Genomic DNA, 14,480 nt, shown 5'->3' on the forward strand with positions numbered 1-14,480 from the left:
GTCATGACACCTGTATATACATTAAAAGAGGCTCTATAAAAAGTCAATATGAAATTAAAGAAAATATATTATCTGTTACTTAAAAATAAACTGTTAAGCTGTTAAAAAAAATCTATCGGTTACTCGAAAAGTATACCAATTGAACGTAGCTTATCTTTTATCCGCTCAAGCGTGGCTTCATCTTTACACGTGATAGCATGTAAGTGAATTCCGTCAGTGAGAAGAGATAATGGGGGAGCATTGCTTTCAATGATTTTATCTGAGAACTCCTTTGCATCAATTCTGCTGGCGATATGTAGGTTGCCAACTAGCTCACCGTATATTGGATGTTCAACACTTACATCAAGCAAGGTGCCACCGCAGTCGACAATTGCGTTTAGCTCTTCTAGGATTTTAGATGAATCGTGTTTACAAGCGATTCTATAGACTGGAGTAGTCCCCACCTGAGGTAACATATACCCACGAGGCGTTGCGCTAATATCATGACCTTCGGCTCTGAGAATTGCGATATCTCCGACGATTATCTGCCTGCTTACCCCGAACTCTTTCGCCAGAGATGAAGCGCTTACAGGCGAACCTGTAGACTGCAATTTCTGTATTATGTTGTCTTTGCGCTTCTCTCTCTGCATGACAAATCCTCCGTTTCCTTCTCTTGAAAATTTAACTATTTATCTTTCTTTTCTCTAATCGCTTTTGTGCGTATCTCCTCGCAGATTGCGTTCACAAATTCACTTAGTGGCTTGCTACCTTCATCTCCTTCGAATCTCGAACGAACCGAAACAGTTTTATTCTCAGCTTCCTGCTGTCCAACGACTAACATGTAAGGTAGTTTCTCCATCTGGGCTTTTCTGATCTTGTAGCCGATTCTCTCGGAGCTGTTATCAATTGTAACATCGATGCCATTCCTTCTTAACTCAGCGAAGATTTCCTCTGCATAATCCTGATACTTGTCAGAGATAGGTAGGATTCTAACCTGCTCTGCGCACAGCCAAGTAGGGAAGTTTCCTGAATACTTTTCAATCAGCCAAGCGAGCGTTCTCTCGTAGCAGCCTAGTGATGTACGGTGGATGATATATGGGCGTTTTTTCTCGCCATTCTTATCTATATAGTACATGTCATATCTCTCAGCAAGGAACATGTCAAGCTGGATAGTGATCATAGTATCTTCTTTGCCATATACATTTTTTGCCTGAATATCGAGTTTAGGACCGTAGAATGCAGCCTCGCCAGAAGCCTCTGTGTAATCGAGATCGATTTCATCGAGAATCGCACGCATTGCTGATTCAACCTTATCCCATTCCTTAGCAGTTCCGAGGTACTTGCCTGAATTTTCTGGATCCCATTTCGACATTCTGTAGGTAACATCGCCGTCTAGACCTAGAGTTGTGAGACAGTACTTAGCGAGTTTAACGCAGTTCTTGAACTCTTCATCAATCTGCTCAGGGGTGCATACGAGGTGACCCTCTGAAATCGTGAACTGACGAACTCTAGTAAGTCCGTGCATTTCCCCGGAATCCTCATTACGGAACAGTGTAGAAGTCTCACCCATTCTGTAAGGAAGATCCCTATAGCTGTGTTGCTTAGCCTTGTATACATAGTACTGGAATGGGCATGTCATAGGGCGAAGTGCAAATGCATTTGCATCAGCGTCATTCTCGATGAGGCTTAAATCCTCGAGTCCTCTTATCTCACGTATCGCATCCTCTGCGTTGTTTAGCTCGTCAATGTTATCATATCCGAAAACGAACATACCATCCTTGTAGTGGTACCAGTGGTCTGAAATCTTGTAAAGAGTCGATTTCGCCATCAGCGGTGTTCTTGTCCTTACGTAACCCCATTCGTAATCCTCGAGGTCTTCAATCCAGCGCTGTAGCTTCTGAATCATCTTAGTACCCTTAGGCATAAATAGAGGAAGACCCTGGCCGATGATATCTACTGTTGTAAATAGCTCCATCTCACGGCCGAGTCTGTTGTGGTCTCTGTTCTTGATGTCAGCTAGGTACTCAAGGTACTCTTCGAGATCAGCCTTCTTGTTGAATGCGGTACCATAGATTCTAGTGAGCATCTTGTTGTGCTCGTCGCCTCTCCAGTAAGCACCAGAGCTAGAAGTTAGCTTGAATGCCTTGATCTGCTTCGTGCTCATCAGATGTGGGCCTGCGCAGAGTTCGATAAAATCTCCCTGCTGATAGAAGGAAATGATTTCGTCCTCTGGGAGGTCCTCGATGAGCTCGACTTTGTATGGCTCATTTCTCTCCTGAAATAGCTTGATGGCTTCATCTCTAGGGAGTGTGAAACGAGTTATCGCATCTCCTCTTTTGATGATTTTCTTCATCTCAGCTTCTATCTTATCTAAATCCTCTCTAGTTAGAGCTGGCATGTCGAAGTCATAGTAAAAACCATTATCGATAGAAGGTCCAATTGTCATCTTGGCATCTGGATATAGATTCTTAACGGCCTCTGCGAGCACGTGGGAACATGTGTGTCTGTACGCATGCTTTCCTGCATCAGAATCAAAAGTGAGAATGTTAACTTCAGCATCCTTATCCACAACAGTTCTGAGGTCACAGACCTCTCCATCTACTTCACCAACGCAAGCTGCTCTTGCGAGACCCTCGCTTATGTCTTTTGCGATGTCGATGATGGACATCGGCGAAGCGTATTCTTTTTTGCTGCCATCTTTTAGTGTAATAATCATTTTAAGAACTCCTTTCATTAGCGGAAGGAAATAAAAAAGTCCCTTCCGACATTCAAATTGTCAGAAGGGACGCATACATTCGTATTCGTGGTTCCACCCATCTTCCAGAGCTTCTGCTCCAGCACTCTTTGAAGCTTTTAACGCGGCTAGGCGGGCAGGATTAGTGCCACTCGGAGGTGGTGTTCAGAACGCTCCGTGCTGGGATGATTTCACCATCCATCCCTCTCTCAAAGCCTTAAAGCGAACTTACTGTCCTCGTCATCGTTTTAATAATAAATTATGCTACCACCGTGAGTGATAATTGTCAATGATTTTACCGCCTCAATTTGTTATAATTTATAAGAAAGAATTGATATAATTTGGGGACAAAAACGAGAAGTTTTGCTGATATGGTAGGAGAAATAGTAATGAATCCATACATAAAAGAATATGCTGAACTAGCAAAGGATTACGAAGCGAAGAATGGTAAGCGAGAGACCGTTCTTGCGTTATATGAGTTTTCGGATAGGCTTAAAGAGGCTGGGGATAAAGATGCCAAGACCGTTCTTGTCGATGTATACAAAATCCTTTCGCTCATGCAGAGTGCATATGACTTGATGTCAGAGATTGCAGATAGGAACGATAAGAAGCAGATAAAGAAGCTCGCTTATCTCAAATCGTTAGCAGAAGATGATGGAGACAGGTGGGCAGTGAAAAGGCCAAAGACAGCTGCTGAGGAGTCTCTACAGAGAGAAAAAGCTAAGAAGCTTCCAAAATTCCGTTACCATCCAGATCCACTGGCGACTGAAAGTTTTGAAGAAGGTCCGCAAGAGGTATGTCCGTGCTGCGGCAAGGAAAGTACTATCTACTATAGTTCAGTTCCTTATAGTGTTGAGCATGTCGAGCATTTGTGTCCAGAGTGCATAGCTAATGGAGAGGCTGCCAGGAAATTCGATGCTGAGTTCGTGCAAGATGCCGAATGGGAAGGCGAGGTGGATGAGGCGAAGTCGAAGGAACTATTTGAAAGAACGCCTGGATACCTGAGCTGGCAGGGTGAGCACTGGCTATCTTGCTGTAATGACTACTGTGCATATCTAGGAACAGTCGGCACGCAGGAGCTAGAGGAGATGGGCATCGCAGACGAGGTCCTTGAAGAGTATGAGATGAGGCATGAATACTCTGATATAAGGGAGTATCTGTATAAGGATGGCGATCTCTGTGGTTATCTCTTCCGCTGTCTTCACTGCGGAAAATACCACATCTATGTCGATGCGAGCTAATTTGCAAGGGTGAAATGAAAACACTTTCTCAGGAGAGCGAAAGGTGATTTGGAGGGAAGCAATTAATGAAGATATATCAATATTTTTTGATTGGACTAAAGTCGACGTGGAATGACAATCTCTTTAAGGCGGTGACATTTATCGTTGGAACTATCGTTCTTGTCACGATGGTGCGGAAGTTTATGATTGTCCGCAAGAGTGGTGGAAAGTTTTCAGAGCCTATGCATATCTCAAATGGAAATTTATATATTCACAGCGGATTTGTTCCAGGTAGCCGTGAGATTCCCTTGAAAGAACTCGCTGAGGTTGAGATATATTTTGTGCGTGGAAGGCATCTGAATGGTGACAGGTACTTTATTCAACTCGTAAGGAAAAAAGGCAGAAGCAAGTCGATTTTCGTCGGAAAAAGCAAGGTTAATGAAGGAAGGCTTACTCAGCTTAAGAAGCAGCTGAAGAAGCATAAGGTTAAGGTTCGTGAAATAAAATAAGTGAAGGGAAAGAGGTGTCTATGGTAGACCGATTCCAGAAGCCTACGGAACATACGTAAAGATCCTTTGTGGAGATAAAATTCCTGATTACTGTTAATATAAGGAATTAAAATCAATACCTGGTTATAGTGCTTGAATCTATAGGGGAATAAGGATATTATACAGAATACAGATTTTTTTGAAGGAAAAGGGTGGACATAATAATGGAAAATAAAGAAATGAAAGTTAAAGTTAATATGCCGGTACTCCCTGAGAGATTCGGTGGACACACAGTTACAGCAAATAGATTTGATGACATGATTCTAAAGCTCTTCGACAAGGAGCCTTATGGAATTAATTCTGAGATAAATCTCATCGCAGGAGATGAGAGAACTAATGTTGAAGTGGTAAGCGTAGATAGAGGAGGGCGTGTGATGAGCATAAGCCTTAAGGTGGGATATCCAGAGGTGTTTAGTCAGGGAGAAGTTCTGGTGAGACTTGCTGATGCAGTTGCTCCATACAAGTGTGGAATAGAGAAAATAGTGTAGACACTCGATAAATCACATGTAAACGTGATATAATCGATAGGCTCGTGCATTTACGAGAGAAAATGGAAATTAGGAAGGATATACTAATGAAAGATATTGAGATCAGAGAACTCTTCCGAAACAGAGAAGAGTATGCAGGTAAAGAGATTGTTGTCAGAGGCTGGGTGAGAGGTAATCGTGCATCCAATCAGTTTGGTTTCATCTCACTCAATGATGGTACCTTCTTCACTCCGCTTCAGGTTGTGTACGAGGCTTCGAAGATTGATAACTACGAAGAGATTTCCAAGGTGCACCTCGCAGCAGGTGTAATGGTGAAGGGAGTACTTGAGCTTACACCTGGCGCACAGCAGCCATTTGAACTAAAGGCGACAGAGATTGCTGTTGAGGCTGATTCACTATCGGATTATCCGCTGCAGAAGAAGCGTCACACTATGGAGTACCTTAGGGAAATCGCACATCTTCGTCCTAGAAGCAACACATTCTCTGCTGTGTTCAGAGTACGAAGCATCGTTGCTTATGCGATTCATAAGTTCTTTCAGGAGCGTGATTACGTATATGTGCATGCTCCAATTATCACAGGAAGTGACGCAGAGGGTGCTGGCGAGATGTTCAAGGTTACTACACTAGACCTAAGCAATCCACCTACTAAAGAAGATGGCTCTATCGACTACTCGCAGGACTTCTTCGGTAAAGAGACAAACCTCACCGTCTCGGGACAGCTCGAGGGCGAGGCGATGGCTCTTGCTTTTAGAAACATCTATACATTTGGACCTACATTCCGTGCTGAGAACTCCAACACAGCTAGACACGCATCTGAGTTCTGGATGATCGAACCAGAAATTGCATTTGCAGACCTCGCTGATGACATGGATGTTGCAGAGGATATGGTCAAATACATCATCAGCTACACGCTTGAACACGCACCTGAGGAGATGGAATTCTTCAATAAGTTCGTGGACAAGGGATTGCTCGATAGACTTCGCCATATAGTTAACTCAGATTTCGAGAGAGTTACATATACAGAAGCTGTTGAGATTCTTAAGAAAGCTGATAAGGACTTCCAGTTCCCAGTTGAATGGGGAATTGACCTACAGACTGAGCATGAGAGATATCTCACAGAGGAAGTATTCAAGAAGCCTATCTTCGTAATAGATTATCCGAAGGAAATCAAGGCTTTCTATATGAGACTCAACGACGATGGCAAGACTGTTGCGGCTTGCGACCTGCTTGTGCCAGGAGTTGGTGAAATCATCGGCGGAAGTCAGAGAGAAGAGAGGCTCGATGTACTTGAAGCTAGAATGGATGAGATCGGCATGAATAGAGAGCTATACGACTGGTACGTGGATCTTCGTAGATACGGTGGCGTAAAGCATGCTGGCTACGGGCTTGGTTTCGAGAGAATGATTATGTATCTAACAGGAATGAGTAATATACGTGATGTGATACCTTTCCCGAGAACGCCTAAGAAAGCGGAGTTCTAAAAAACAGAGTGATAGATTTAAAATTGAATGTTTAAGAGGTGATTATTGTATGCAGATATGTGTAACAGTAATCACTTTTTTTTCATAATTTTTTCTTGCATGTGTTAAAAACCTGAAAAAATGTGATATAGTGGACACAGTAATACTGATGTTTTGAAATTTTCACAAGTAAGCATATTTGAAAGGATATTGTAACCGATTATTCATATCTTAATCTCAAGCTTTGTTGACGCAGAGAGAAATTAATAAAGGGATGATTTGTAAAAGAAGCGCTTTTGTTGAGACATGTAGCGTTTTCGCTTTTCTAGACAAGACAATAGTCGATTGGGTGAAATATGTATTTGTTGCTGAAAAGGGAGAGACTAATTACAAAATGAAGTTATTATTTATTAGAGAGATCAAAGGAGGAGCGGAGTAATGAAAAGATACCATAAGATAGTGAAAATTGCTTTTATATGTATTTTTTCTTTACAGATGATTGTTTATGGGTTTATGCAAACTTCATATGCAGAAACACACGGAGCATCTATAAATACAAATGATAATAGTACGAATTCTTCCGTAGCACAAAGTGGCAATTTAGACAATACGCCGAACTTGTTGCAAAGCCCGCAACAAGGAGATCCTACTCAGAATATTTCACTTAAGGTAGGAACTATCAATAGCGGTAAATTCAGTACAAACAAAACGGATTTCTGGACAGATGAACCGATAGGAGCCGCAGTTGATATGGGAATATCGGGTTATGGAGTCAATATTTATAATGCGAAGCTCAAAATCACCGTACCGAAATCCAAAGGAATCAAAAAATCTCTCAAATTTACAGACTCTGTCAACGCTAAATTGAGTGAAAAGACGGAGGATGCGAATAATTGGTATATGACATATACCTTTGATCCTTTGACCGGAGCGAGTGCGGGAACGTATGCCTTGCCGTTCATTTTTGACTCGGCTACAACTGCGGAAAATGATGAGATAAAAGTTAAAGCGGAGCTTTTTGACGGAGACGGCAAGCTTCTGAAATCTGCGGAACACATTTATAAATCAAAGGTCCATAAGATGGACTCAAGACTTTATGTGCATGGACAGAAAAAATATGATAAGGCTAATAACGTGTACGTATATGATGCTGCGACTACAGTGGGACACCCTGATATTACAAACCCAAAAGATGGAGCAATCATCAGGACTATAGATGCATCGGTTAAATTGGATATGACAAACCAGGATGAGAGAGGCTTAGGTCATCCTAATCCTAAAAATGTTGAGATAGTTATTTATCTTCCACCTGAAGCCACTGTCCGTGATGGTATCCTTCCTAATTTATGGAAGTACGATAAAGCTACCAATACTCTTAGGGTGAATATTGATAAACCTAATTTTGTTAAGGGCGGTTTTGTTTCAACGGATTATTGTGATGGGTTCGGCAATACCCTTCCAGATATAATATTTAAGGGTGCGCCCATTAATAAAGTTTACACGTTGAAAGCGGAATATACTGTAAATAAGGGTGAAGTAGGAGAGTATCGACTTGCGGATCGTGAGCAAAGATTTAAATTTGAAGCGATGCCCTTTTCACAAAAAGGCAATATAGAAGTGTATAAAACTGGTCATGGGTATTCAGAATATAATCATGATTCTAAACTTACAGGCTATGAAAAGGGTCACAACTATTATTATATGAAATCTGGACGATATTTCATTGGGGATCATGAATTCACCAATGAAGGTATGCGCTACAGAACGCATATTAGAGCATGGAGCAACCGCTCTGGATTTGAAAAGCCTAATGAAGTTCAAATGGGACAAATATATGATATAACAACGTCGATAAGTGATGAACGTGTGCATTTTGTGGGATTTTCCGCAGGCTTTTTTGTTCCCGACGACTTAAATCCCGGATGGGAAGCTAGGCTTCAGAAAGCAAAGGATGATTTTTTGAAGACTCCAAATAAACTTTACGGAGTTGATAAAGATGGTGGTATGACTGAGATCGCCCAGAATGTTAGACTGTTCGAAAACGGCGCAAATAATTATGTGAAAATTAATGATCCAAGTAGAAAATTTGTAGCACTTAAACTCGTTTTTGATTCACCGATTGAGCTCGATAATATGTCTTTTGGGATTTACGATTATGTTAAACTTATGCCTGGAGAAGAGGCAAAATGGGATAATAAAGAGAATGGTAAGAAGCAGACTTATAGCGGACGTTCAAGCGTCACAGCAACGCTTAAGGGAGTCAGTATGCCTAAAACCGTATACGATGATGGAAAAGATGGAAAAGATGGATTTTTGAATGTAAGCCCTATCTATCCACTTATTGCGGCTTATCAGAGTCAAAATCAAAATGTGGTTTATGAGACTGGAGGTACACAGACGCCTTATATAGTAGGACCTGATCTTAGAAAAGGTAATTGGGGAACTTACAAGACAGCAAAAAATGTCAAATCAGTTACCCTTCTTCCTCCCGGATATAACTGTGGAAAAGATGAAAATAACAAAGCGGTTCCAGTATTCAAAGAGGCTCAAAAAGCTGGTAAAGATGGAATACTAACTCAGTGGAGAGAATTCGGAGAATCAAGGATAAAGGTTATCGAAAATTATAAAAAAACGGGTCGCACTGCCGTTATAGTGGATTATGGTGACGTTGATTATAATCAAACGCGTAAGGTAACGCTCAATATTGTTGCAACAAAGCAAGTTAGACATGGCTCTGGGATTGTTGATAATTATTATGTATATGATGATAATAATTATATTGAGCCATATACAAGTGGGATGAAATACACAGATAAACTTGATCTGGATAATGATGGTGATAACAAAGAAACTTTTGCGCAGGTTAAGAGTGAGCTCAACTTTATACTGCCATATGAGTTGATTTTGAATAAGTATGCCAAGTTACCAAATGATAATGCCGCAGGCGTTGTTGCGAACGCTGATCTCGGAGGGGAGGTCGACTACAATATTTCTGTGTATAATCAAACTATTCACACGGTAAAGAAATTCAGTGTGATTGATACTATGCCAACCAATGGGGATCATACTATTGTTGAAAATGATCAACACAAATATCCAGCAAGAGGTTCAAGTTTTTCAACGCCACTTCGTATGGCTCTTGAAGATTACGCCCCTAATAAGGAAGTAATGAAGCTTTTTGATGTCTTCTATCAGCTTTCGCCGCAGGGAAAGGATTTAGCGAGTGTAAGGGACGGAGAATGGTTAACAAAAGACCAGGTAAGTGATTTCAGTAAAGTGAAATCTTTTAAGCTTGTGCTCAAGAGTGGTCAGGAGATAGCCGCAAAGAAAGAATTAATAATTGCGGTACCGTCACGAGTTCCTTTCAATATGAAATTGAATGAGAAGAGCGACAGTGCCTTCAATACAGCAGCAATGTCAACTAATAATGTGGATTATCTGGAAGGTAGAGCTGCGAGAGTGAACTTCGTTACATACGGAATAAGCGGAAAGGTTTACTATGATGCTAACGAGAACGGTATATTTGATTCTGAGGATAAACCAGCGAAGAACGTAAGTATAACTTTAGTTAACAAAGCTACAGGCAAAACTGCGGTTATTCCGGACGGGCATAATACTCCTGTTACAGCGGTGACTGACTCCGAAGGGAATTACAGAGCTACGGTATATGATCGGGGTGATTATGTGGTTAAGTATTTATTGAATTCGGAAAATACCGAATTCAACCAGAATAAGACCATAGGACACGGGATATCCGAGGATGAAGTAAATAATAAGTCCGGAAACTCTATAGTGCCAGAAAGCATTTCTGCGGACAAACGTTCTGCATTCTCTGGTGATTTTAAGTTGAACCCCGCTAATAAAAAGTCGGTTCAAAACGCCGCTTTAGTAGGATATAACAATTTAAAAATAACAAAGACTGGCATGGACGGTAATAGGACGGAGCGGCTTAAAGATGTTGGCTTTACCTTATACAGAATAGAGAAGGAAAACGGCAAAGAAAAAGAAGTCAAGATTGAAGAATGCAAGACGGATCAAAATGGCGAATATGTATTTAAGAGACTCAAATTCGGAAAATACATAGTTAAAGAGACCTCAGCCGCTCCAACATATAACAACGACAATGCCGAAGGGAAAGTAATAGAGGTATCTGATTCGACAAGTGAATTCAGGATAGACTTTACAGATACCAAGATAAAAGGAAATATCAAGGTTCACAAAGTTGACGAAAACGGAAAACCTCTGAAAGGCGTGGAATTCACAATCAAGCAGAATGATCACATAATATCAAGGGCTGTCACTGACGAATTAGGTTATGCCAGATTCAACGATATTGCCTATGGTCAGTATGAGGTTATTGAAAGCAAAGGCATTAAAGGCTATGAGGTAAGCAAGGAAGTACATCAGGTTGAAATTAAGGAGACTGGACAGGTTGTGGAATTTGAAGTCGTAAATAAGAAAACTCCATATCAACCGCCTGAAAATCCTCCGAAAGATAATCCAAAGAAGGGTAAACATACTCATCCTACTACTTCAGATACATTAGATTTACTCGGATGGGGAGTGTTGCTCACTCTATCAGCAGTAGCCTTTGTGGCAATTGTTAAACGTCGCAGAGTTAACAATTAGGGTTATTTAGGTAATTGTAGTGATGTGAGTTCAACTCATGATTCTGGTTTGGAGTCAATAGAATCCAGTAATGCCGTAAATCTTCATGTCTTCAAGAAATTGATTAATTTGGCATTTGGGATTTTGAATTTTAGAGATGGTGTTTCGCCTATGAATCATAACCGCCGGCTGAGCCGGTGGTTATGATTCACATCGTTCTCACTCGGAGAATCCACTGCTAAAGCAATGCAAATTAAACAACTTGATAACGATATTTGAGTTTGATACGCCGCTACTTCTTGTAGTGATTCTTCTTGGGATGATATTAGCGGAAGATGAAACACGATATATCGGAAAAAACTTTATTTTATATACACAATATGAGAGTTTGTGATAGTATAGAGGTGTGTATAGTCATTTGGTTTTGTTTGAATATTTTGTTAGGAGGTTTTATGAAAATGAAGTTTAGAGAATATCGTAACCGAACATTCTCCATTTGCTTGACTTTGATTTTGCTTATTGGCATGACACCGTTTAGTTATACTGTATTTGCGGATGAAGGCGGAGCAAAAAATTTAGTTTCAGATAAAGCAAAGATAGATTCGTTTAAGGTTATAGACGAGGCTAATGCCGGCAAAGAAATTGACTATGTTACTGATGAGGATACGACAAAGTATAACCTCTATTTCAGTGATGCGAATAATTTCAGTAGTGCTGTGTGCCAGAACCAGAAAGACAGTCGAATTAAGTTGCAGCTTATAGCATCGTATACTGGTACAGAAAGAATTAAGGAAGGAGATAGTCTAACACTTAAGGCTTCCTATGGAACTTTTTCAGAACAGACGTTTGCGGAAAAGACTCTTAAAGATAGCGAAGGACATACCCTAGGAACGTATAAGTATGATAAGGGAGCATTTAAGCTTCTGTTCTCCGGTGATTATATCAAAGACAACGCTGTTACCTCGTTCAAGACCGCTACACTTGAGAGTAATGCCGTTATACAAAAGTCTGACGAACAGGGACTTGGTACAAATAATGAGCGTAAGGTTCTAGTTGGTAGCTTGAATAGCCGCAAGCTTGCGGTTGCATATGAGCTTAAGAATAAACCGAATTCCGTACCTAGTTTAGATGACGTAAATATTAAGAGCTTTAAGATTATTGACATTACACATGGCAACAAGTTGATTGATTACAGAAAGTCGTCGGATGCAGATTATGATACATGGAAGAATAACCCTGCCGGTTTTGGGTATGCGTTAAATCAAGACCAACAGTCGGCCGATGTTGTATTAGAGCTAGAGATGCAATATAAGAATCCTAATCGCGTTTTACGAGAGGGGGATAAATTAACGATACCTGCAGATTATGGTGGGACGAGAATACCTTCGTCAGAGGTATCACTTCCGCTCAAGGTGACTGGTGATAATGGAGAATATACTCTTGGAACATGGAAATATGAAAAGAGAGCATTTACAATTACTTTCGGCGGTGAGTATGTTAGAAATCATAATGTAAGGAACTTTAGTGCGAAAATGAGCACTAGTAAAATGATTAACTATAGTTCTTCACGTAAACATAGTAAAATCTTAGGCGAAAAGTATGTTCTTAATGGTAAACTTGGAAATGATACGCTCGCTGTAGCGGCAGAGACGCGCCACATAAAACCGAAAGCTATACCTAAAAGCGATCTTTATCTTGCGGGAGCAGTAGCGAGCACATCGGATCACAGTGTCGTATGGGCAACTAAAATATTCAATGATTTTTGGAGCGAAAAATCTCCAGATGGAAAGAGAAGTTATGATTACTTCAATCCATATTTCGTGCAGAATAATGGGCAATATAGACCGAATTCTGCAACAGGAGTGTATGTTGAAAGCACATATAAAAATTGTACATCTGCACCCGTAATGACTCGAGTTTATACTCTGTTCTCCGGTATTGACAATTCAGGTAAGGTTACAGATGGATGGTATAATTCAGTATCAAATAAGCTACTTACCAAGGTTGAGCAAGGCTCTAAGACGAAAGCTCAAGTCAAGGCTGATTTGAAGAAGGGTCAGTATTGTATGTATGATAACCATGATGAAAGCTATACTTTCATGATGAAATGGTACGATATGAATGATTCAAGTGGCGCAACATATAACGATATACCTGAAGTGAAGAATGCAGGTGGTGTGGGAAACCTTTTGAAGAAGAATTTTCCGGATGCGTTTGGAGATTTGTCTGACAGTACTGTTCAGAAACTTAACAACATGTATAATGGTAAAGCTCTACAAAATTTAATGGTGTACGTCGAAGCACCATATAAGACAGTCAAGGTACCTACAGTAGTTGAAAATATAACGAAAATCACTACCGATCAGAGTGGTGAGAAGTCTTATACAGCCAACGCTCGTATGTTGCCAACCGGAGCAGCTAGTGAAGCTGACAATGACCCACTTGCAATCAGACTTGTAAAGTCGGATCGTTACACTGGAGAGAAACTGTCTGACGGATTTAAATTTGAACTACAGAAATCCATTGATGGGGGAAATAGCTGGAATAAAGTAAATTTGACTGCAGATATGGTAAAATCGGGACAGTTGAATGTGGATGCTACAATAACACCGAAAAACGGAATTGCAGAAGTTAAAAACTTGACCAATGGACAGAAGTATAGGTTTGTTGAGAAAGCACATGCTGCAGGCTATCAAAATACCAAGATTGATGAGGCTCATCCTAATAGTGCTACTCACTTTACCTCTGCTAATTCAAGAGTAGTTGATGTGAAAAATACAGGCAAAGGAAACGTTGTCAATATGTATAATGCAAAACTTCCAGCTCCTGTAAAGATTGTCATAGGTGGAAAGAAGAATCTTTCCGGTAGAGCAGTTAAGAATGGAGAGTTTCGTTTCCAGCTCTTTGATAAGATTACAGATGATAAAGTGGGGCAACCAGTTAAGAATGATTCACATGGTAACTTCAAGAAGGAAATGAGCTTCGATAAAGAGGGTGTATACAAGTATTACTTTACAGAACTTAATGACAGGCAGAAAGGCATTACATACGATATAAGTAAGAAACCTGTTACGATTGAAGTAAGGAAAGGTAATGATGGTAACATGCATGCTAAGGTGATTTCGGAGCCTATAATGTTTAATAATAAGTTCACACCTGATCCTAATGCACCTAATAAACCTAATAAACCGACAAATCCAGCAGTTACTACAAAGGTCGTAAAACCTGCGCATGGTCCTAGAACAGGGGATAATACTAATATAGGGTTATTCGTACTATTCCTTGTTGGAGCTTCTGGTGCATTAGCAGCGACACGGGTTTTCAAGAGGAAAAAGAGATGATGATATACGTTACAAGAGATGATTTGCGTTAAGAAAGGTCATCAAAGTTTTAGGGTCTAGTTTTAGAGGCTTACGAAATGTAAAGGGATTGGGCAAAATACC

8 protein-coding genes and 1 other annotated feature are annotated in these 14,480 nt (G+C 40.5%); of the genes, 6 read left to right on the forward strand and 2 right to left on the reverse strand.

The features are described 5' to 3' along the window. Positions 1 to 119 precede the first annotated feature (119 nt). Both QU661_RS01445 and thrS read right to left on the reverse strand, forming a co-directional pair. A complete protein-coding gene (locus QU661_RS01445) occupies positions 120 to 629 on the reverse strand; it encodes a transcription repressor NadR (RefSeq protein ID WP_304990000.1) in 510 nt (169 codons plus the stop codon). A 35-nt stretch (positions 630 to 664) separates the two neighbouring features. Further along, complete coding sequence (gene thrS, locus QU661_RS01450) at positions 665 to 2,695, reverse strand: threonine--tRNA ligase (RefSeq protein ID WP_304990001.1); 2,031 nt, start codon at positions 2,693 to 2,695, stop codon at positions 665 to 667. 62 nt (positions 2,696 to 2,757) lie between these two features. Continuing rightward, positions 2,758 to 2,966, reverse strand: a binding site (T-box leader). Positions 2,967 to 3,102: 136 nt separating this feature from the next. On the opposite strand from thrS, the gene QU661_RS01455 reads away from it, so the two are divergent. The 6 genes from QU661_RS01455 to QU661_RS01480 all read left to right on the forward strand — a co-directional run bounded on the left by QU661_RS01455 (position 3,103) and on the right by QU661_RS01480 (position 14,378). Beyond that, a complete protein-coding gene (locus tag QU661_RS01455; protein ID WP_304990002.1) occupies positions 3,103 to 3,954 on the forward strand; it encodes a CbrC family protein in 852 nt (283 codons plus the stop codon). A gap of 65 nt (positions 3,955 to 4,019) precedes the next feature. Next, positions 4,020 to 4,442, forward strand: a complete 423-nt coding sequence (locus QU661_RS01460; RefSeq protein WP_304990003.1) for a hypothetical protein — start codon at positions 4,020 to 4,022, stop codon at positions 4,440 to 4,442. 203 nt (positions 4,443 to 4,645) lie between these two features. Beyond that, positions 4,646 to 4,969 carry a hypothetical protein gene (locus QU661_RS01465; RefSeq protein WP_304990004.1) on the forward strand — a complete coding sequence of 108 codons (324 nt, stop codon included), beginning with the start codon at positions 4,646 to 4,648 and terminating at the stop codon, positions 4,967 to 4,969. 86 nt (positions 4,970 to 5,055) lie between these two features. Further along, positions 5,056 to 6,450 (forward strand): asparagine--tRNA ligase, encoded by a 1,395-nt coding sequence (gene asnS / locus QU661_RS01470; RefSeq protein WP_304990005.1) that lies wholly within the window; start codon positions 5,056 to 5,058, stop codon positions 6,448 to 6,450. Between the two features lie 417 nt (positions 6,451 to 6,867). Then, complete coding sequence (locus QU661_RS01475; RefSeq protein ID WP_304990006.1) at positions 6,868 to 11,058, forward strand: MSCRAMM family protein; 4,191 nt, start codon at positions 6,868 to 6,870, stop codon at positions 11,056 to 11,058. A gap of 437 nt (positions 11,059 to 11,495) precedes the next feature. After that, complete coding sequence (locus QU661_RS01480) at positions 11,496 to 14,378, forward strand: Spy0128 family protein (RefSeq protein WP_304990007.1); 2,883 nt, start codon at positions 11,496 to 11,498, stop codon at positions 14,376 to 14,378. Positions 14,379 to 14,480 lie beyond the last annotated feature (102 nt).

Source organism: Mogibacterium neglectum (assembly GCF_030644205.1).
Taxonomy (GTDB): Bacteria; Bacillota; Clostridia; order Peptostreptococcales; family Anaerovoracaceae; genus Mogibacterium; species Mogibacterium neglectum.

Bases quoted from the DNA above. Each gene is read 5' to 3' on its own strand.
- QU661_RS01445 (WP_304990000.1), bottom strand. From the start codon at position 629: ATGCAGAGAGAGAAGCGCAAAGACAACATAATACAGAAATTGCAGTCT.
- thrS (WP_304990001.1), bottom strand. From the start codon at position 2,695: ATGATTATTACACTAAAAGATGGCAGCAAAAAAGAATACGCTTCGCCG.
- QU661_RS01455 (WP_304990002.1), top strand. From the start codon at position 3,103: ATGAATCCATACATAAAAGAATATGCTGAACTAGCAAAGGATTACGAA.
- QU661_RS01460 (WP_304990003.1), top strand. From the start codon at position 4,020: ATGAAGATATATCAATATTTTTTGATTGGACTAAAGTCGACGTGGAAT.
- QU661_RS01465 (WP_304990004.1), top strand. From the start codon at position 4,646: ATGGAAAATAAAGAAATGAAAGTTAAAGTTAATATGCCGGTACTCCCT.
- asnS (WP_304990005.1), top strand. From the start codon at position 5,056: ATGAAAGATATTGAGATCAGAGAACTCTTCCGAAACAGAGAAGAGTAT.
- QU661_RS01475 (WP_304990006.1), top strand. From the start codon at position 6,868: ATGAAAAGATACCATAAGATAGTGAAAATTGCTTTTATATGTATTTTT.
- QU661_RS01480 (WP_304990007.1), top strand. From the start codon at position 11,496: ATGAAGTTTAGAGAATATCGTAACCGAACATTCTCCATTTGCTTGACT.